Origin of the sequence: Acidithiobacillus albertensis (genome assembly GCF_001931655.1) — a bacterium.
Classification (GTDB): domain Bacteria; phylum Pseudomonadota; class Gammaproteobacteria; order Acidithiobacillales; family Acidithiobacillaceae; genus Acidithiobacillus; species Acidithiobacillus thiooxidans.
On sequence record NZ_MOAD01000040.1, the window covers coordinates 12,071 to 31,737 of the forward strand.

Here is a 19,667-nt window from a genome sequence, read left to right on the forward strand (position 1 = left end):
ATTCCGACGGCAGGATCTGGTTTGGCGTCTACCCGGTAGACGATCTGGCCCGGTGCTGATCTATACCCATTCGTGAAAAGGGTCACGCCGGGAAAAGCATGCTGACACCATCTCTCTTTAACGGTATGCCCTATGCGGGGGAATCGACAGTGATCCCGCTGAAGATGCACTTATACATCCAGGCTTTGGCCTTCGTTCAGGGGATGACGCTGCGGGCCGTCCATGAGGACTGCGCTTCCTGGTTTCTGGCCGAAAAAGCGTGGGAGAAAGGACTTCGATGGCGGGATGGGCACCGCCCGGCCTTGGCCGACCCGGAATGGGTGGAAGTGAACGTGCGGATTCCCTGCGATCTGGCGGACAACTTGGTAGAGGTCAGCCACCGGAACGGAGTCGACCTGCCCGATGTGCTCTATACGATGTTGTATTGGTATTCCTGGGTTCTGTACCCGCCACTGCATGAGCAGGAGCGGCGGAAAGCGCGAGAAGAGAGGTAGAGATGCCACAGATCATTACCGTGACCAATCAGAAGGGCGGGGTAGGAAAGACCGCTCTTGCCGTTCACATTGCGGCTTACGCCAGCATGGCGGCGAAGAAAAAGACATTGCTCGTGGATATGGACGGCCAACGCAACGCCACTTTTATCACTACGGGGGAGCCGAATGGCCGTGGCAAATCGGTATTAGACCTGTGGGACGGGGACACCAGTCTGGAGTTCCAGGATACCCGGTTTGGGGATCTCCAAATCCTGCCAGGCCACCAGCATGTCCATCTGGTGGAAAAGCAGGGATTGAAGGCCGGACAGGAGGCGATGAACCGTTTGCTGAATATCGATTTTGATGTGGTGGTCATCGACACGCCACCAGCTGCCGGCGTACAGCAGCTGGCCCCGCTCTATCTGGGCGGGTTGTTGGTGGCGCCCGTGGAGCCCGACCTGCTGGCGTTGCAGGGGCTCACTTCGCTGCTAAAGGTTTGGCGGGAGATCGCCTCGCAGGTCGATCTGGGATTGTCCCTGGTCATCAACAAGCGGGTTTTGAACTCCACGAACCAGCAGATGGTCGTGGATGCGATCACCGAGTCGGGTTTCGGTCAGCATGTGCTTCCGGTGCATCTGACCAATCGGCAGATTGTTTCCAACGCCATGAAACAGGGGATGCCCGTCTGGAAGCTGGACCCGAAAGACGCGGCGGCGGCGAAATGGGCCATGGCCTGCAAGATGATTCTGGAAACGGACCGGGTGCCGACGGAAGAAACGGTGAAGGAGGGATAAAATGGCCAAGGTAGATCTTTCAGAGAATCTCTTTGATGAGATGAAGCGCACGCTGGCCGAGATGGCGGGAGATTCCGGCGAGACCGCTGCCAAAGCCGATCGTCTACCCGGTAGACGAAATTCGGGGCAGGAAGCGGCCCGTGCGGATGAACGGAATGACGTCGCGAGCGGGACGGTCGGCGGCGGAGCCGCTTCGGCGCTCTTTCTGAAGTTGTCGGAGATTGAGCCGGACCCGGAGCAGCCGCGCAAGACGTTTGTGGCATCCGGGGCGCAGGACGCCATCGACAATGATCTGGAACTGCTGAAGGAGAGCATCTTGCAGCATGGGGTATTGCAGCCCATCGCGGTTCGTCATGTCGCGTCGGGAAGGTATCGGATCATAGCGGGCGAGCGGCGCTGGAGGGCATCCATGGCTGCCCGGGACAGTGGCCAGCCATGCCGTCGCAAGGGCTATGACCTGTCCCGGATTCCAGCCGTGATATTGGAGCCCGACACAGACGCCGACCGGCTGGAAATGCAGCTGGTCGAAAACCTGGCGCGGGCGGATATGACGCCCGTGGATACGGCGAAGGCCGTAAAGCAGTTGATGGATAGCCTGGACCCCAAGCCGAGCCTGGCGGATCTGGGCAAGCGGCTGGGTCGATCCAAGGCATGGGTACATCAGATGCTCTCTCTGGGGAGCGAAGATGCGCAGGCGGTGGCGGAGTATCTGGGCGTTCCGCTGGAGTCTATCGGGCAAACGGACATCAGTCGCATGAAAGGATGGATGAAGGACGAGGACAAGCGCATCGTGCTGGACGCCATCCGTGCCAGCCTGCAGGCCGGGGAAACCCTCTCCCGCGTGCTGGTGGATAGAGAGGAAGATCGCTACGAACAAGGTTTGAGCGGAAAACCGCAGGAGGTGGACATGCAGCAGGAAAATAGGGCCGTGATGGGTTCGCACCCTGCAAGGGCTTTTGATGCCAATGGGGAAGAAGTGGATTTGTCCACGATTGACCTGTCCGAAGTTGATAGCGATGAGGACATCGAGGATGGGGGCGCCGTGGATGAGAATGGAGTGGTGGTCGGAGATCCAGCGGATGGAGCATCCCTGCCGGGGGCATCCCTGCCGAATCAGGTGACGGTGACCCTCCCCCGCCTTCTGCTGGAGCAGGCCTTTGCAAAGGCGGGGCGCGAATTGCCCGGGACGATGGGAACGGTGGAGATCATTGAGGTGTTGGAGTTGGTGTTAAATTAAGGGTCGGGTAATGTCATGTATCACCGCCAATGAACGGCCGCAATCAGTCTGCTGCCGACCATCAGGGCTCAACGGCGGCAGGGCAGCGTTATGTATACTACGTGATTATGTATAGTGCGCATGTCGAGCTGGCTGTAAGCCCTGTCAATGCTGGCCATTTGGTAGGAGTGGTATCGTGATGCTATACATAAAATTGGTCGATCCGGTGTGTAGTCAACACGACAGGACTCCGCATGCGCCACAGATCAACACCTCAGCTACTGGTCTGATCCATGGCCACAATGCTGATCAGAGATCTTTGGATCACCATTAACTTACTGCTCGGGAAGGTGGTTACCTGTGAATCCTAGCACTCCTTCCGATCCGGAAGCCTGACACTAATATTCGGCACCGCCGGTGGGCAGTCATCTTACTGGAGTCTCCAAAACAGCATTTATTATATAGAGCTCGCGAGCACAATTCGGCCCTACAACCCAGTCGTAGCAAGGCTCGCAGCTTTACTGCTATACATAATCGCGAGGTATACATAACGCTGCTTATGTATATATATACATAAGCAGCGAGAGCGGACATTTCCTTCGGGAACAGTTACTATCAGCTACAGGCGGCCTTGGCCATGCTTAATTGTTAGGTTCCATTGCGCCCATGTTGGGTATATAGTCTTTTCGGGTTCCTCTGCAGATATAGCAAGACTGCAGTGGTACAATTAAAATCGTTTCGGAAGGCTTTTTACTTCATGCTGCTACATCCGTGACAACGAACTTTAACGACAGAAAAGGCGTTGTCTATTTCAGCCAGTTCAAGCCGACTGCGCCATACGTCCTTACCGACGACATTGTAATAGTCCCGTCGGGTGGACTCATGCTTCCGATGCACAATGGGGCGTCCATCTGGATGTCGCGTTCGTACTTCGTCGCGCCTGCCGACTGGGCAGATAACGTCGTGTCGGAACGGTTCCGGGATTGGCTGGTATTCGACTGCTTCACGATGATGAACAACCACGGGACCGCGCACTACGATGACAATCGCCACGTCGTTGAAATCATCCCTAACTCCAATGATGGTAGCGATCAGCGCAATGCCCTGGACTACGGAGACGTGATTGGTTTTCTAGTTGGTGAACCTTTTGCGAAACCCAAGGACTTGCCGGTGATGTCGTACGCAGACCTTTACTGCGCATTCCTGATGCTGCCTCCGGAGATACGTTCCGCAATCGAGTGGTTTGTCTCTCAGCCACCAAGCCCGCGTCGCTTCGACCCGTTCTTCGGCTCTTACTGGGGCCTCCTACATATGACGATTCTCATTGAGAATCTCATTGGTCTTCCTCCCACCTGCGAACGCCCGTTCGCGGAATGCGAAGTCTGCAAGGCCCCTTCCCGGCCACATTACAAGGTTTCCCGGAAGAGATGGTTGCGCCAAGAATTGGCCTACCGCATGGGAGGGACGCAGCTTGCCGAGGATTATGCTTCCGTGATTGAGAAGGCAAAGAGCGTTCGAGACAACATGTCCCACCGCCCACATTTTGATCGATCCACAATTCCGTTTATAAACGTCGGACAAACAGCTTCATATGGAGTTGACCGCGCTATAAATGAATACAAATTTGACTCAAATGCCCTTCTAGCCCTGCTTATCTCGCTTCGTGGAATAGCTCATGCACTTCTAGTCGATCAGGCGTTCGGTATCAAACACTTTACGCCGCTACCGGAGCTTAAGGTAACAACTATCGGATCCATAAGATCCAAATAAAATGAAACCGCACTACCAATACTTATTTATCTTAAATGAAATATTACAATGCTTACATGATCCGTAAAGATCAGGAAACAGGGTCAGGCTATTGATATTCATTCTGTTAAGCGTTCTCAAGCATTCATCTCTTTCTTTATCCGGTATATCAATTTTTATTAACACCATCTGGCCACTTTCTCCATGATAGTTATTCTTTACCCATTCATCAACGGTTACTCCCAAAGGGGGTTTTGTAAAAAGCGCTGATTGGGCCGTTAACCGATTATTATCATTAACAACAGGATGCACTCTATTTAATTTTTTGGCCTCCTCCAAATTTTTGTTAATTTCTGAGGTGGATGATAATGCCCAAACAGAGCGAAAGCGCGATTCTGGAGCTACATCATTTTCAAAAGCAAAATAAAGAGCAACAAATGGAGATTTCGTCCAATCGAGCAACGGTGTCGCTAATCCATTGTGTTGTCCAATGGCCCACCATTTTTCCTGATCATCTTTATCGTAAAGAGTGCTTACCCTCCCTCTCGCAGAAAGAATAAATCTATTTAAGTGCTCTCTGGCATACCTATCCGGGTTTGCAACATTTATTCCTCTTGATCTTAACAATCTATCAAAACTAGATGCCAAATCATATTTTGACTCTCTCTGGCCCCTCCATATATAAGTTTCGTAATCTAGCATCTCATCAACTATATAGTCGTTAAAATACTTCCACGACTTTAGTCTGACAGTCGCAAAACCATTTTTTATAGCACTCTATTTCCATTTTTCCATCATTAAGATCAACTCCAAAAACTTAAAAGAATAACACAAAATTGCGATGGAATATGACGATAGATATTCTAAAGATTTGCAATTTAATCCGGTTATTCAGAGACCAGAACGCACCGTCCTCTAACCTGTCGCCGATGGTTATCCAGCCTGACCGAATATAACGAAATGTCCGCTATCAGTCTGTACCGGCCCTTCAACTTGGAATTCCCACAGGACACCGTTGACAGGGGCTGCACAGACCATAGCTCCATAAAGTGGTTACAACCGCATTACTACCATAGGGCACTTCGAATAACTCCGCCGGACGAAAAGCCGACCTAAAAGAATCAAATGGTTGCAGATCGGCATTCTGCAAAAACTAGGGTTTTTCGAAGTGCCACATAGCCTTCTGCATGCGCCTCTCACCGATTGTCATTTTTCAACCCAGTGCAGGCATGGGTCACTCAGGTCTTTGTCCTCCGGACTCTTGGGTTTATAACCAGGATTCGCACATAGCTCAAAAAGCTTGGCCAGAGTACCAAAGATTTGGCTAACCACACCCAGTAGCCCATTAGTGCAGCTTAGTCGATGGCGCTTCAGCAGGCCCACTCTGGATCACCGGGAAACCGAAATCCTCCAGCACTTGTTTGAGTTTGTCCGTGATCTGTGTCCGAGCCACTCTGACGGCCTCGTAGTCTAGGCTGCAGAGCAGGTTTCTGCGTCCATGCTTGGGCTGGAGATAGATATGGATCATATTATCTAATCCATCCTCCAGGAGGACCCTACAGTCCTTTGCAGGAAGGTGCTCTTCCTCAATCTGTTTTTTTGCTGCTGCAGCGACCGAGAAGACCATCTCTAGCAGGCGATCCTCCCTGGAATCGGGTTCATCATCCACACTTTCCAGAAAGAATTGCAAGGGGGCACAGGCGTCGAGCGTTTCTACCGGCCAGCCCAGTGCTTCGGCTTGGGCCTGGATGAGCAATTCCGGATTGGGCCAGTGGAGCTTGCTTTGCTCTGGAAACTCCAATCGCCCCACCAACAGGTACATGGTAGGCGTCGTCACACGGCTATAGTTCCATGGATAGGGGGCTGTGGCTGTGGGCGTGTTCAATGCCCACAGCTGCATTGGGCTGGTATCTCTCAAATGGTAAATCGACTGCGGTTGCTGAACCCAGTGGATTTTGCCACGCGGGGGTATGACACCCTGCTTCTTTAGAACCTGAGAAAGCGCCTTGCGGTCAGCCCCTCGACATTCCCCGGACCAGGGAGCCAGGAAGGGAACGGCAATCAGGAGGCTGCGGTAGTCATTTTCATAGGATTTCGCACAAGCCATGTCAGTAGCCCGATCCCAAAAGTATTGCCAAAGATCGGTCAGACCCTCGGCACGGAGCGTTTCAAGCACCGCCTGAAAGGCTTCGTCGTCACGTTCGTACATGATGCTGTAGAGCGATGTCAGCAATCGCGACATCTCCGAACCGTGCTTCAGTGCATTACCGACCGCGTGCGCGAGCGGCATCATTTCTCCCAGAAGGGCCTCTATTCTGGCGCTACGTTTTCTCATGATGGCAGCGAATCCCAAGTGCTTCTTTTGCTGTGGGCTACAGCGGCGAAATAGGGAACATGCTGGCCCGCCCACTTCATCCCAAGGTCAATCCACGGTTTGCGAGCTGGTCTGCCGTCTCATTTTCCGGATGACCATTATGCCCACGCACCCACTCCAGCCTGACCTTGCGGGTAAGGTACTCCTGGTGCAGCAGTTTCCAGTGTTCCTGGTTCAGTACCGGCGATCCAGAAGCCGTTTTCCACCCCTTCCTGATCCAACCGGGAAGCCATTCTCCCAATCCCTTCAGGGTGTATTGGCTATCCGAGCAAAGAATTACTTCCGCCCCTTCGGGAATCCTGCGCAAGGACTCAATGGCCGCTGTCAGTTCGGCAATGTTGTTGGTGCCCCGTTTCTGAATAAAGCCGCAATGTTCCGTGCGCTCCCCATCCGGCGACTCGATCACCGCCCCCCAGGCACAGGGGCCGGGATTGGTTGGGCCACAGGACCCATCACACCAAATTTTCCATACAGTCACAAAACGATTCCTCTCGCACTGAAAGCTTGCGTCCAGAGTATAACGCAGTCGGTCACGGTGTCCCCAGCAGCGGTAGATCAAGCTCCTGCAGAAAAGTATTGTGACGCCGCGTGGCCTCTGCGATTTGGTCCTCCAATGTGGTCAGTTCCTTGTGGACCGCCTGCAGGTAGATTTCTTCCTCGGCCTGGGCCGTGCTGACATACCGGGAGAAGTTGAGGTTATAGCCATTCTCCTCGATTTCGGCCATCGGCACCCGGCGTGCGTAACGCCCCCCCATTCACCCCTGCCCTGATTTACCATCTTCCGTCAGACCCGCAAATGATTCCCGCTCCGCGTCTCGCTCGCTGGTATCATATTTCCCCTCGCCAGTAGGTTTTTCCCCGGCGAGTGCATTGAGTTCGGACTGAGTGGCTGCCAAGGCTTCCTTCTCTGCGTCTGACACTTCCTCGACAGGCCCCTGCCCATTGGGCGCCTGCTCTTCCGGTTTTTTCTCAATATGGGGGATGGGTAGCGTTCCGCCCGACTCGCCCAGAATGGCTTTGTAGTCTTTCCTGGCTCCGGGGATGGAATCGCTCTTCTCCGGCCACCGAATGGCTGCCCGATCGAGCCATTCCGGGTTCTTGAAATAGAGCAGCTGCTGTCCATAAATGGGGTGGAAGCCTGCCGCGAATACCAGCATATCGCCCGGGGTCTTGATATTGGAGCCTTCCTTTTCCGGTCCCCGCAAGGTCATGACCTCGTCAGCGGTCAGCAAGGGGCGGGACTGGTAGCTGAGGCTCGTCGAATAGCCCTTGTTCTGGCTGAACATGGAGCCGTCGAAACTCTGGTTGTCGTTTTCCATGGTCACCGTACGGGTGCCCAGCATGTCAGAGATCCACTTGGCCGTCTCCACCTGGTTGGGCGCGTAGGCCGCCCGGATGTGGCAGTTGCCAATGATGGTCTTGGCCCCGGCCTTGCCGTAGCCGTGGCCTTCATCTTCCAGCTGGGCAATGTCCTGGGTGATGAGGTACAGCTTGACGTTGTAGCCTGCGAGGAAGGCGATACTGTCCAGGAATACATCGAGTTTGCCCAGGCTCGGGAACTCGTCGAGCAGCAAGAGCAGCCGATGCTTTCCCTTGGCGACGATTCGCCCGTCTTTCGCTTCCAGGCGTTCTTCAGCGGTGAACTGGGAGGCAATCTGGTTGAGCACGAGGCGAATGAGGGGCTTGAGCCGGTTCTTGTCTTCGGGACTGGTGACCAGGTACAGAGAGACGGGTTGTTCGGCGTCCTGAAGGTCGGCAATGCGAAAGTCCGAATACTCGGTCCACTTCGCGACGATGGGATCCCGGTAGAGGGACAGGAAGCTCATCATGGTCGAAATGACGCCCGATTTTTCATTCTCGGCCTTGTTCAGCATCTCCCGCGCGGATTGCGCGATGACCGGATGCACTTTGGTGAACTGGCCGTTGCCGTCCCGCCAGCCATATTGCTCATCCGGGTCATGCTCCGTCTGCATCATTCGCTCAAATGCTACGTCCACACTTTCCAGGGTAGGATCGTTGAGATAGGCGGCAACGCCCCGCAGGGTCTTGTCCGGCATGGCGTAGAGCACATGCAGGATGATGGACGTGAGCAGGGCAAAACCGGTTTTCTGCCAGTGATCGTTCAGGCCCTTGCCATCCGGGTCCACAATCATCGTGGCAATGTTCATCACGTCCTTGACTTCGTACTGGGTTCCGACACGCACCGCATCCAGCGGGTTGAAGTGGCAACCCTCTTCGGATACCGAGCCTGGTGAAAACTTCAGGATGTGGTGGCCCATGGCCTTGCGGTATCCGGCCGTCAGGTTGAAGTTCTCTCCCTTGATGTCGTGCACCACCACCGAATCCATCCAGCCGTCCAGCAGGGTGGGCAGGACGAGGCCCACACCCTTGCCGGATCGGGTCGGGGCAAAGACCAGGATGTGCTCTGCCCCTGTGTGCTGGAGTGGAGTGGCCACCCCGTTCTCGACAAAGGCCCCCACATAGCAGACATGGGGGGAGTCGAACCGGTCATAAACTGTCGGCTCCGGGATCTCTGACAGGCGTTTCTTTTCGCTCTCCGCCCTCTTCTTCCGCCACTCGGCGGCCTCCTTTTTCCGCTTTTCCTGCCGGTCTTTCCATCGGGCCAAGTCGGAATCTCCCTTGAGCCCAAGCCAGGGATGCAGACGGTCCATCACCGTCCTTGGCGGGGGAGAAGGCAGGAGCGCCGCACGGATCGCGTCGCTCCTGCTCGCCCAATGTGCTGATCCATGCACCGGGTTGTCCAGGACGGCTTTTTGCGCATCCTTGTGCTTTTTCCCGAGTATCCCCGCCGTAAGCATTCCCAACACCACCGCCGGCAGACCGGCATCATAGAATGCCTGATGAATCACCGGGTAATGGATGTTCAGGATCATGGGGCGCAGGAAAGGCAGGGGATTATACAGACGCCAGCCGTAAGGCAACGCGATGTAGGCATGCGCCTTCTGGATGAAATCATCGGTCCACTGGTAGCCAGGAAACACGTCCCTGGCCACATAGGATATGCCTAGCGTGTAACCGATGACGCCAACCGCAATGCCGGCGAGCGTCGTCTTGAGCCTGCCGCCCCGGGCGAGGCGCTGGATCTTGTAGTCGGAGACGGTGGAGTTGGGAGCATGGATACTGTTTACCATCTCGAAGTCCTTATGGGAGAACCGGCCAGGGGCGGGAGTCGCCTGATGGTGCAGGCTTTACCGCCTGAGCAGGCGTTGCCAGCCACCGGAATTGAGGAAAGGGATTGGTCGGCAGTGCCTTGTTGCCCTGGGAGACGGTGCGCAGTCCGCCGTAGTCGGCAGGCTTGCAGCCGGCCGACGCGAATGCTCCAGCGGCACCCAGTATCCGGTTGGCGTATTGGGCATCCCCCCAGAGCCGCCCGGAGTTGTACGCTTCAAAGGCGTGGTAGAGCGCTTGTTGGCCCCGGTAGCCGCTGGCCAGCGCCTGTTGCCAATCCATGTGCAGGATCTCGCTGCCTGCCCGAAGGTTAGCGCAGGCATTGAAGGCTGTCCTGGGAGTGAGCCCGAAGGCGGCGAAGTTCCCGGTATCCACTTGGGCCAGCCCTACGTCGACCCGCTGGCCAGCGGCCATGGCTTTCCGCAAATACTGGATGGCCTGATTCCGACTGCCGGGAATGACCATGCTCCGCGTGCTGTTGTTCCTCATCGCCAACGGGTTGCCCCCGGACTCCACCTGCACAATGGCGGCCATCGTCCGGGCAGCGACCATAGGGGCGCATTCAGCACTGATCTGGGGCAGAGCGATCATGCCCTCCGCCCGCGCCGATTCCACAGCCACCAGACTCCTCCGATAAACGCAATGCCCAGGACCGCCGCCAGCAGGACTTCTCCGGTGCTCATACCCCGCATGAGGCGAAAAATGGCTCCATAAATCAGCCCATGGATCAGCGCGGAGATGATGGTGTGCGCTAGCCCGTGGGTTGCACCCTGCAAGGGTCCTTCCGGCAATGCCGCATGATAGTAGGCGTGATGCCACATATCAGAGATCCTCTTTTGTCGCCACCCGCTCATCCAGGATGCGGTCAATCAGCGCGGAGACGCTCCATTTTGATCCCTGGAAGCGCTGGAGCCGCTCCAGCACATCTGCAGGCAGGGTGATCGACATGGGGCGAAGACGGCGCCCCGGGTGCTGTTTCTCCCGGCGCCGGGCCAGCTCTTGCAGGCCCTCATCGGACAAGGAGCGCACCTTCTGCGTCACGATCGCCGTTCGTGCTTCTGGCGAAAGTCCTGCGCAATCGTGCTCCGTCCGGACGATGATGCTTCCGCGCATTTTCCGCTCCTTACCCCTTTGCAGGGTGCAACCCGTAGGGATTGAGATTCGGCCCAAGCGCAGGCTCATTGCCTGCCGATCCCGTCTGCATGGCCGGGTCGTAGGGGCCGGGGAACACCATGTCGTGAGCCACCACCACCGAAAACAGATAGCCGGGGGGAATGGTGATCGTGGGTGCTATGTCGATATACTTTTCCAGCAGCTGGGATTCGGCTTCCCCAAAGGTCTGTGCCAGGGATTGCTCGCTGTCCTGAAGAGCCACATTCCCGGACATCTGGCCTGTCACACTGGTTGAAGTGGACGGAGAGGCAATCGCCATCCCTGCATCCACGATCGACATCAATAACGCATTCTTGAAGATCAACCAGGTGTGGTCATTGACCTCCCCGGCGAAGCCTGCGTATCCAGCACCGCCTGCCCCTTCGTATCCCGGCAGGTTCATGGTGGTGCCGTTCGGAAACTCGATGCGTGTCCAGGCAACGGCCAGCCGGTTGATGCCCAAGGCAGTCTGTGTGTCATAGGTGCCTACCAGCCTGGCGCCGGCAGGGATCAGGAGCGTTGCCCCGTTCACGGACGAATAGACATCCTCGCTGACCACCGCCACGATCTCTCCCGGCAGATAGCTCTTGATTCCCGTCTGCAAAACGGCGGGGATGACCGATCCAGAAAGAATCTCGTAGGGGCTCGTCTCCCGTGTCACCAGGGGCGGCGGGGCCTTTTTCTTTGTTTTCTTCGCTGCCGACTGTTCCGCGCCCGGCAGGGATGCTCCCGGCAGGGCCATAGGGAGAACAGTCGAGGCCTGCGCGGACGGCGTTGACCCCTGTGTTTTCCAGGCAAGGCCATCACCGGACCCGCTTCCCGCGTTCCCCGTACCCAGGGCGGACGCGAAGGCGGTGTCCTGCGCTGCGTAGGGATTCTTTTTGGGTCCTGTGGACACTGGGGCGGGCGTTAGATGGGACGGTCCACCCGCGCTGTTCGTGGCCGCGGTTGCCGACGTGCCCGATGCCCCTCCAGGAGCGGTTGGCTTGTGGTAGTGTTTCCGGTGCACCGGGGCGGCAGGTGCACCAGTCCCACTCGCCGGTTGAATGGTTTTGGCCTGCGCCTGCGGCTTGGCGTTCCCGAATAACGAGTGGCTTTGCAGATACTCATAGCCGCCATAGGCGCCCAGTCCGACCACCGCAGCCGCGATATAGAGTGGCGTCCGCTTGATACGTGTCGCCATCTGGTCCCTGTCCGGCTTGACCTCTATCCCGGGCTGACCGGCTTGTGGTCCTTGCTGCCCGCCAGGACCTTTGCTGCTATCCATGGCGGGCTGTTGCCCTGCGGGCGGCAGCCCCTTCTTTTTCTGGAGCAAATCGGAGAAAAAGTCTTTGCCGCTTTTCATGTTTACTCTCCTGCCTCGTTCGTGAGGCGAATTTCGGCCAGGTGATTCCAGTTACCCGTGAGCAGATCGATGCGGTAAGGGACGGCCCCCACGGCAAGCGTGTGCCCTTCCATGCGGTAGCTCACCAGCAAGGACTTTCCCGCCTTGTTTCGCACCAGAACCATCGGGGTTTTCCCGGTGGGCAGGTGAATGAAGGTCGCCTTCTGGTTGCTGACCACGCTGATCGGCTGGATGGGCTTGCAGTCGCCCGTAAAACACTGCGCTGTCCAGTCGACATCGGCATGTGTGGCATTCACATGCGGAGTATTGGGACGGGTAGGCACCCCGGATGTGGCCATGGAGACTTTGGCCGGTTGCCCCTGTTCTGGCGCCATCAGTTCCGGGTTTTCAGGGATAACGTGAGGGACGCGATAGAAGGACAGGACCGGAGTGAACCGGGAGGTGCCGCTGACCAGGCCCACGGTGTACGTCAACGGATAGCCATGGGGACTGGTCGCTACGATCTGGATACTGCCTTTGAGTCCGGCAAAGCGGGGCATGATTTCCAGAATGGGATGCCTGCCGGCTGCAAGCCCGCCGGCGACGGTCTCCTTCACAACCCACTCGGCGCTCGGCGCCCCGGCCAGGGAGACCGGCTTGACGCCCTTCCCCAGGATGACCACTGAGAAGTTGCCAGGCGAGGTCTGAAGCACCGGCAGGACCTGCCCAAGTGGCACGATGACCTCTCCGCCCGGGCGCGTGAATACGGGGAGTTGTGAGAGCGTGCCCAGGGCAAAGGCCCGCACCGATTGTTGCTCCACCGCCCGGATCGGCTCGCCATAGTGGATGTTCATGCTGTGCTGAAAGATCTGGGCGGTGTTCACGATCCCGGCAATCGGCGCGGACTGTCCAGCAACTCCCGGCGCCTTCATCGTGGATGCCATGGAAACGGGCACGCTTGCTGCCATAGCAATGGTGGCCATAATCAACACAGAACGTTTTTTCATCGTCAACGCAACGTCGCGCATGCTACTTCCCCTCCTTCTGGATGGTGACCATCTCAGAACCCAGCCGTAACAGGATATCGGCAGGAACTGAATCGACGACATAGGTGTTGCCCCGGATCTGGGTATCGACTCCGATCAGGTGTCCACTGGCATTGCGGGCTTGCAGGACGGGAAATCCTCCGTGGCTCGCCAGCCCCTGGGGCATGTCGATGAAGGTATGGGTCCCATCGTCATACACGCGCAATGGACGGATCGGTTTGCAGTCGCTGGAACTGAACCATCCGCCGCCACCGCAATGAATGGACCAGCGAAGATTGATGTGGTTGAGACGGATATTGGGCAGAGGCAGTACATTGCCTTTATGGTCGGCAGCCGACTGATCCGTTGGTGCGTTGTCTGCTGACTGCAAGTCTGTTTTCCAGGAACGGACCTCGCCCCCGCTATCCTCGATCTTCAGGGCGGGAATGTAGCGCACTGCGTCACTGACCAGACGGATTTCATAGTTGATGGGCCTGCCCTGGTCGGTCGCGGCCACCACGATGTTTTGGTGGAGACCCTTGAATTTCGGGCTCAGGAAGATTTCCGGCTGTTTCCCAACCAGCGCCTGTTGCACATTCCATTCCGACTTACTGACTCCGACGGTCGTCACGGGCTCGACACCGTCGGGCAGCTCGATGATGCAGGTGTGCAGCGGTGAGCAAACCAGCACGGGCCGACCGGCAAGGCTATTGACGGTTCCGTTCGCGCCGCCGATCACCGGAAGGGTGTTGTCCATTGCCTGGGACGCCGTCAGCGACTGACGTGCCAGCACTCTGGTTGCAGCACTTTCTGGCCCCTCGGGCGGGGTGGCGATGGACTGTTGCCACACCTGCGCCGACGCTATCTGCGCGGCAGCCTCTGGGGAGATGGCCGGGACTTTCTGGCCCGCCGACGTGGTGCCGCCAGATGCGGATGGTGTCGCGGACGGATGGTCTGCTCCGGTTTTCGTCCCTGCAGGCTTCGTTGCCAGATTCCCCGGATGCGAAACGATCGGCTTCACCGGCGGCAGATTGGTATCCACGCCTGCCAACGCCAATCCAGGAAGGACGGCGAGCCCAAAAGAAAGCAATACCTTGTTTTTCATGTCATCTTCTCCTTACACCTGCGGACTGAAAGCAAAGTGCGTGATGTAGATGCCGAAGGGATTGCCTTTCAGGACATTGGGGTTGTTCGATGGCGGGACCGTCGCGTAAGTGACCGTGCCTTGCCAGTTCTGCTCGCCATCCACGCCGCCATGCGGGCCATAGTGCTTTACCAGGAAATCGACGATGTACGAGCCACCCTTGCCCGTCACCTGCCCAACGGGAACGGCGCTCTGAATCGTGACCGTGTTGCCCTGCGTCTTGTTGGAATAGGCCGCGTAGGGATTGTGCTGCGCGTAGAAGGCATCCAGCGATGGTTCCGCGCTCGATGCGATGTAATGATAGGACTCGTCGATGAAGTGCTTTTGCACGTACTTGTCCGGGCTGCGCGTAAAAGCGAGCCAGGCAAAGCGGGAAACGATGTGCTGCACCACCGGCTGGGCGAAAGAACCGGCCCGCACGGCCTGCGCCAATTCCACAGCCTTGCCCAGTTTGTCCACTTCGACGACATAGGGCACCACATGGACACGGTCTGCCTCGTACACCATACCCGCCCCAAACAGGGCGGCGATGCCGATGGCCGACAGGGCAGCGATGCGCCAGTTCCGCGCCTGGGCGATGTAGGAGCCGTAGCGCTCAAGCCATTCCTGGCGGGCGGCCAGATAATCGGGATTGCTCAACATGAAAAAACCCTCTCAGATGATTCCTGAGAGGGTATAGATCAAGTGATGTGGAGATAATCGGGGGGCATGACCAACATCTGTCAACTGCGGTTGACATGCCAGAGCATAGCAACTATGGTTGTCATATGCTTGAACTCATAGAAACCAACGTGTTCAGAGAATGGCTCGAAGGTCTGCGCGACCACCAAGCCCGCGCAAGGATTCAGGTGCGGATGCGCCGATTGAGCCTTGGGAACCCTGGAGACGTGAAGCCTGTAGGTGAAGGCATCTCGGAAATGCGGATTGACTACGGTCCTGGCTATCGCGTCTATTTCATGAGGCGCGGACCAGTTGTGGTGGCGCTTCTGTGCGGCGGAGACAAGGGGAGCCAGGAACGGGACATTGCTTTGGCAAAAGCCATTGCAACGCAATGGAAGGAGTAATGTGATCATGGAAGTGCAATTCAGACGCTACGACACCGTGAATTACCTCAAGACTGAGGACGATATTGCGCACTATCTCGATGCTGCGATGGAGGATGGCGACCCCGCGTTGATTCTTGCAGCGCTGGGAGACGTTGCCCGTGCCCGCAACCTCAGCCAGCTCGCCCGCGACGCAGGCATGAGCCGCCAAGGATTGGACAAGGCCCTTTCCGGAACAGGGAACCCAAGCCTGGTAACGGTGCTGAAAATAACCCAGGCACTCGGCCTGCGGCTTTCCTTCCAACCAGCACACACAAGCAGTCACCCATCGGCTACAGGGGTTTAACCAGAGTTGCTACGGAGCGGTTCCTGCTTATAGTAAGGTGGCGGCGCGTCGCCTCAATATGCGTGTATCCACCGCGTCAGATCCTGAACCAGCCAGGTCCAATGGCCCGCTGCCGGGTGCCGGATGACATGCGCCTGCCAGTGGGCCAGGAACACCTGGGGCTCCGCGTGGATTTTCAGTACGAGTTCCACCGCCACCCACCCGAATATCAGCAGCAGAGGAGCCACAAAAATCAGGAACAGGAAATGCTTGCCGTAGCCGTAGCGGAAGGGCAGGAACAGGACAAAGGCGAGGGCCTTGATGGGAAGGCTGAAGATATACGCCCAAAACTCGCCGTCCACAGGCTGGGCGCGACGTTCCGCCTCCTCGCGTTCTATCTGCTCAAGGTAATAGTCCCGCTCGCCATTAGGTTTATAACGAAAAATCGTTGCGGTCATTTCAGATATCCTGGCTCGTGGCCCTGCTAATCCCGTTGTTGGTGGTATACCGTCACGGATATCCCGCCATGTCAAGAGCAGGCCATCAATCAAAATCTCTTGGGTGACTGGTATCTATGGCGCTCTTCTGGACTTGATTTGATTTTGCCGTAGCTATTTCCTCCACATGTTTTAGAGATCTACCGGCAAAACCTTCTTTGACCTTATCCGCCAAGCCCTTCGGCTGCCCCTGCATCTGCTTCAATTGCTCGACCACATCATCCATGGTAGCACCACCGCCGCCTGGCGCGTCAGGAGCAGCTTGGGCCGGAGCCGCCTTGCTTCCCTGACCGCCACCGCCACCGCCACCGCCAGAAGGCGTACTGACGGGCTCAGGAGCGGGAACGGCATTGACCGGGACGGGCGGCGCGTCGGGATGGGGTTCGCTTGCGCTCATTCCCTGATCGTTCTGCTTATCCTGGCCCGCTTCCTTTCCAGCTTCCTGGATCGGTGCCTCGACACCCTTGGATGGGTTCTGCTGGCCAGTGGATTGCGTGCTGGTCGCTGGAGCCTGCACAGCCCTGGATGCCTGGGGCGCTTCACCACCAGCCGAACCGCCAGCGCTGGGGGCAGGGACGGCGTTCCCCGCGCCCGCGCCGGAACTCGCACCACCACCTGCGGACATCGCCCCAGCTTCCGGGGCCGCCACACCAACCGCCGCGCTGGTCTCTCCCGCACCCGCGGCTCCGGCAAGGCTGCCGCCTGCAAGGCTGCCAGCGCCTCCGGCTGCACCGCCTCCAGCACCCGCCGCTGCGGAGAGTCCACCAGCGGTGAGACCGCCGGCCGCGCCAACGCCCAGGGCCACTACGCCCGCTCCAGCCGCTATCGTGCCGCCGGCGATGATCCCGCCTTCCTTGGCCAGTTCTCCACCGGAGAAGGATGAGTTACCGGACAGAAGGCTACTGGCAATGCTGGATGCTTTGCGTGGCAACAGGGCGATGATTGCGCCCAGGATGATGGCCTCAAAACCCGATTGCAGCGGGTTGGTGATGTTCTGGAGGATCTTCTCCATGATCGGCGTGATGCTGTCGGTTACCAGAAAAGCGAGCGCCGTCAGAACGAACAGCCGGACACCGACGTTGATGGCGTAATCGAAGTAGCTACCCACATACTTAGCTGTCCAGCGCAAGCCGCCCCCAGCCAACATTATCACGCCCAGGGCGATGACCAGATAGCTTTCGATCTGGACCATCAGAAACTCCAGAGCCATGACCAGTATACCCAGTCCAGCCAGCAGGCCGATTATGACCATCATCAATTCTTCGATCAGGATTTTCAGGGGGTTTGCCGCTGCTACCGTCTTTGCGGCGCTCTGTACAGCCCCGCTGAAGTTCCCGTTCCAGATGTCGGAGAACACGTTGCCGCCATTATTACCTACGGCATGACTCGCCGCTCTGAATGGGGACTCCACCAGTTCCATGAAGACCTTGAGTGCGTCCGTAGCGATGGCTCCCGGGGAGACCTGGGTTACCCCCAGTGACTGCGCACCACCGGCGAGGCCATTGATGATGTCGGGAATCCAGGTCCCGGAGTTGTCCAGCAGTGTCAGGAAAAAGCCCAGCGTCACCACTTTCTTGATGATGCCGGCAAAGAGATCCTCATGCCCGCGCTTTTGCAGGACATGGTTCAGAAACAGGACGGAAAACTCGACGGCAGCCAGGGCATAAAAGAGATCGGTCGCTGCCGTCTGCATCGTGTGCTGCCAGGGCAGAATGGATCCCTGGAGGCTGCTTTGTACCTGCCCCAGGGTTCCAGCGCCGGCGGCGAACGCCAGCCCCGGGGTAGCGCCCAGAAAGAGCCCCGCGAGCCAGAGCCTGGCCTTGTTCAATCGGCGCATGATCCCTCTCCTTTAGGGCAGCAGGCTGGGGTTGTTGTTGAACCCGCTGAAGAGGCTCTTTTGCACGAACTCGTCGCCCGCAACCCGCTTCGCCGTCTCACAGTTCTTTTTGGCGTTACCCGTCAGGGTCTCGGCCTTTTTGCAATGCTTCAACTCCTTCTGAAGTGCCGCCTTGTGGGTCTGGTAATAGTGGGCAGTGTAGAGCGGTTCCTGGCTACAACCCGCCAGCAACAGGGCCGACAAAGGGAAAAACAGATAGCGCATGGGTTTCATGAGTGCTCCTCGTCGTATCAGGGCAGCAGGCTGGGATCGTTGCTGAGACCGCCGAACATGCTGTCCGCAACAAACTGGTTGGTGGCATTGGCCTGCGCCTTCTTCTGCTTCAGATAAGCGATCTGCGCGTCCTCGCCAGCCATGGTGATCTGCTCCAGTTGCTGGATCGACTTGGTGGTGACGTTGGCCGCAGCCACGGCGGCAGCGGCCACCTGCTCCCGGCCCTGAGCGGTTTGTGCTTCATTCTGAATCGTCTGCATGGACGAGTCCTGAGTGGCGAAGTTTGCCGCCGCCAAGTGCTGGGACTGCAAGGCGTCTTCCATGTCGGTGTTGGTCGTCTGGTTCCAGTTGGCATAGACGGAGGACAGGTTCTGGATGGAGCTGCCCGCTCCCTGATACTCCTGGGCCAGCTGTGCCCCGATATTCTGCCCGGCATAACCCAGGGCCTGCGCCTGGCTGTAAATGGACGTGAGCTTCTGAATGGATCCCACCAGCGGATTCCAGATCCGCGCGAACATGGACGCAGGCATGTCCAGGGTGTTGGTCACCATGTTCTGATAGCGCTCGATATCGTTGGCGTACATGCTGATCTGTGTCGTCACTTCCTGCGCCTGCTTCGCCAACTGCTCAACAGACGTCGCTTCCTGTACAATCTGTTCGGGGAAAGTGGCACCGGCTATTTCACTGACGGCAAAGGCGGGCGCTGGTAATAGAGCGAGGCTCATGCTCAAAATGACTACCTTGCTTTGGATGCTCATAGAAAACCTCCCTGCGCCGATCCAGGCGCTATCATCTGGACTCCATGGGTATAGATCAGGGCTGGGTGGAGATGCCTGTCGCTTACTGCGATAGCGATTGCGTCAGCGTATTGGCCTGGGCCGCGAAATTCGCCACGTCGCCGTTTATGGGCACCATGTAGTTGCTGACCTGATTCATGTCGTACCCCAATGCCTTCACCAATTGCGTCCGCTCTGTGTACTGCCCGCCCATCAAAGGCCCAACCGCCGCGAGGCTGCCGCCTGCAAGGCCGCCGCCTGCAAGGCTCCACACGGACCCGCCTTCCAGGCTGGAAAGCAAAGGCGCCAGAGCTGGTTCATCCGTCACTGTTAAACAGCGTGCAAAAGTTGCCAGAATTGGGTGGAAAACAGCGTGTAAATTGACCACCTGATATCCTGCCGGATTTGCCGGGAGGAAACTGGAGTGATTTGCATGGAAACCATAGCCAAAGTGCGCCGTCTGTATCATCTGGACA

At 57.4% G+C, this 19,667-nt stretch carries 23 protein-coding genes; 6 read left to right on the forward strand and 17 right to left on the reverse strand.

Going from position 1 to position 19,667, the window contains the following annotated elements:
• The first annotated feature begins 98 nt into the window (after positions 1-98).
• The 4 genes from BLW97_RS17185 (at position 99) to BLW97_RS17200 (ending at position 4,253) form a co-directional block, all read left to right on the forward strand.
• A complete protein-coding gene (locus tag BLW97_RS17185; RefSeq protein WP_075324060.1) occupies positions 99-494 on the forward strand; it encodes a hypothetical protein in 396 nt (131 codons plus the stop codon).
• A 2-nt stretch (positions 495-496) separates the two neighbouring features.
• On the forward strand, positions 497-1,267 hold the full coding sequence (locus tag BLW97_RS17190; protein ID WP_075324061.1) for a ParA family protein: 771 nt from the start codon (positions 497-499) through the stop codon (positions 1,265-1,267).
• Position 1,268: 1 nt separating this feature from the next.
• Entirely contained in the window at positions 1,269-2,504 is a 1,236-nt protein-coding gene (locus BLW97_RS17195; RefSeq protein ID WP_075324062.1) for a ParB/RepB/Spo0J family partition protein, read from the forward strand.
• 861 nt (positions 2,505-3,365) lie between these two features.
• Positions 3,366-4,253, forward strand: a complete 888-nt coding sequence (locus BLW97_RS17200) for a hypothetical protein (RefSeq protein WP_143214972.1) — start codon at positions 3,366-3,368, stop codon at positions 4,251-4,253.
• Between the two features lie 12 nt (positions 4,254-4,265).
• Here BLW97_RS17200 and BLW97_RS17205 read toward each other — a convergent pair whose 3' ends face one another.
• From BLW97_RS17205 to BLW97_RS17260, 12 genes are all read right to left on the reverse strand, one after another.
• Positions 4,266-4,934: an FRG domain-containing protein gene (locus BLW97_RS17205; RefSeq protein ID WP_077218529.1), complete on the reverse strand. Its 669-nt coding sequence runs from the start codon at positions 4,932-4,934 to the stop codon at positions 4,266-4,268.
• 643 nt (positions 4,935-5,577) lie between these two features.
• Positions 5,578-6,567, reverse strand: coding sequence for a hypothetical protein (locus BLW97_RS17210; RefSeq protein ID WP_143214973.1), 990 nt, complete (start codon positions 6,565-6,567; stop codon positions 5,578-5,580).
• A 76-nt stretch (positions 6,568-6,643) separates the two neighbouring features.
• The gene (locus tag BLW97_RS17215) at positions 6,644-7,084 is read right to left on the reverse strand and encodes a ribonuclease H family protein (protein WP_031575594.1); all 441 of its coding nucleotides are present in this window, start codon (positions 7,082-7,084) and stop codon (positions 6,644-6,646) included.
• A gap of 52 nt (positions 7,085-7,136) precedes the next feature.
• The gene (locus BLW97_RS17220) at positions 7,137-7,331 is read right to left on the reverse strand and encodes an SAM-dependent methyltransferase (RefSeq protein WP_242947866.1); all 195 of its coding nucleotides are present in this window, start codon (positions 7,329-7,331) and stop codon (positions 7,137-7,139) included.
• A gap of 30 nt (positions 7,332-7,361) precedes the next feature.
• On the reverse strand, positions 7,362-9,758 hold the full coding sequence (locus BLW97_RS17225) for a type IV secretory system conjugative DNA transfer family protein (protein ID WP_075324066.1): 2,397 nt from the start codon (positions 9,756-9,758) through the stop codon (positions 7,362-7,364).
• Positions 9,759-9,768: 10 nt separating this feature from the next.
• Entirely contained in the window at positions 9,769-10,416 is a 648-nt protein-coding gene (locus BLW97_RS17230) for a lytic transglycosylase domain-containing protein (RefSeq protein ID WP_242947867.1), read from the reverse strand.
• Positions 10,383-10,616 (reverse strand): hypothetical protein, encoded by a 234-nt coding sequence (locus BLW97_RS17235; RefSeq protein WP_031575584.1) that lies wholly within the window; start codon positions 10,614-10,616, stop codon positions 10,383-10,385. Before BLW97_RS17235 ends, BLW97_RS17230 begins: the two co-directional genes overlap by 34 nt.
• Before the next feature lies 1 nt (position 10,617).
• A complete protein-coding gene (locus BLW97_RS17240) occupies positions 10,618-10,908 on the reverse strand; it encodes a hypothetical protein (protein WP_075324068.1) in 291 nt (96 codons plus the stop codon).
• A gap of 10 nt (positions 10,909-10,918) precedes the next feature.
• Positions 10,919-12,292, reverse strand: a complete 1,374-nt coding sequence (locus BLW97_RS17245) for a TraB/TrbI/VirB10 family type IV secretion system protein (protein ID WP_075324069.1) — start codon at positions 12,290-12,292, stop codon at positions 10,919-10,921.
• Between the two features lie 2 nt (positions 12,293-12,294).
• Positions 12,295-13,299 (reverse strand): TrbG/VirB9 family P-type conjugative transfer protein, encoded by a 1,005-nt coding sequence (locus tag BLW97_RS17250; protein WP_075324070.1) that lies wholly within the window; start codon positions 13,297-13,299, stop codon positions 12,295-12,297.
• Between the two features lies 1 nt (position 13,300).
• Entirely contained in the window at positions 13,301-14,401 is a 1,101-nt protein-coding gene (locus BLW97_RS17255; RefSeq protein WP_075324071.1) for a TrbG/VirB9 family P-type conjugative transfer protein, read from the reverse strand.
• 12 nt (positions 14,402-14,413) lie between these two features.
• The gene (locus tag BLW97_RS17260; RefSeq protein WP_054608924.1) at positions 14,414-15,082 is read right to left on the reverse strand and encodes a VirB8 family type IV secretion system protein; all 669 of its coding nucleotides are present in this window, start codon (positions 15,080-15,082) and stop codon (positions 14,414-14,416) included.
• 125 nt (positions 15,083-15,207) lie between these two features.
• Between BLW97_RS17260 and BLW97_RS17265 the strand changes: the two genes are divergently transcribed.
• Both BLW97_RS17265 and BLW97_RS17270 read left to right on the forward strand, forming a co-directional pair.
• Positions 15,208-15,504 carry a type II toxin-antitoxin system RelE/ParE family toxin gene (locus tag BLW97_RS17265; protein WP_075324072.1) on the forward strand — a complete coding sequence of 99 codons (297 nt, stop codon included), beginning with the start codon at positions 15,208-15,210 and terminating at the stop codon, positions 15,502-15,504.
• A 7-nt stretch (positions 15,505-15,511) separates the two neighbouring features.
• Positions 15,512-15,829: an addiction module antidote protein gene (locus BLW97_RS17270; protein WP_031575560.1), complete on the forward strand. Its 318-nt coding sequence runs from the start codon at positions 15,512-15,514 to the stop codon at positions 15,827-15,829.
• 53 nt (positions 15,830-15,882) lie between these two features.
• On the opposite strand, the gene BLW97_RS17275 is transcribed toward BLW97_RS17270, so the two are convergent.
• The 5 genes from BLW97_RS17275 to BLW97_RS19555 all read right to left on the reverse strand — a co-directional run.
• A complete protein-coding gene (locus BLW97_RS17275; protein WP_075324073.1) occupies positions 15,883-16,266 on the reverse strand; it encodes a hypothetical protein in 384 nt (127 codons plus the stop codon).
• Between the two features lie 85 nt (positions 16,267-16,351).
• Positions 16,352-18,142 (reverse strand): P-type conjugative transfer protein TrbL, encoded by a 1,791-nt coding sequence (gene trbL / locus BLW97_RS17280; RefSeq protein WP_075324074.1) that lies wholly within the window; start codon positions 18,140-18,142, stop codon positions 16,352-16,354.
• 12 nt (positions 18,143-18,154) lie between these two features.
• A complete protein-coding gene (locus tag BLW97_RS17285; protein WP_075324075.1) occupies positions 18,155-18,415 on the reverse strand; it encodes an EexN family lipoprotein in 261 nt (86 codons plus the stop codon).
• Between the two features lie 17 nt (positions 18,416-18,432).
• Positions 18,433-19,173 (reverse strand): P-type conjugative transfer protein TrbJ, encoded by a 741-nt coding sequence (trbJ, locus tag BLW97_RS17290; protein ID WP_075324076.1) that lies wholly within the window; start codon positions 19,171-19,173, stop codon positions 18,433-18,435.
• Between the two features lie 82 nt (positions 19,174-19,255).
• A partial coding sequence (locus BLW97_RS19555; RefSeq protein ID WP_207650647.1) for a hypothetical protein occupies positions 19,256-19,667 on the reverse strand: 412 nt, incomplete at its 5' end.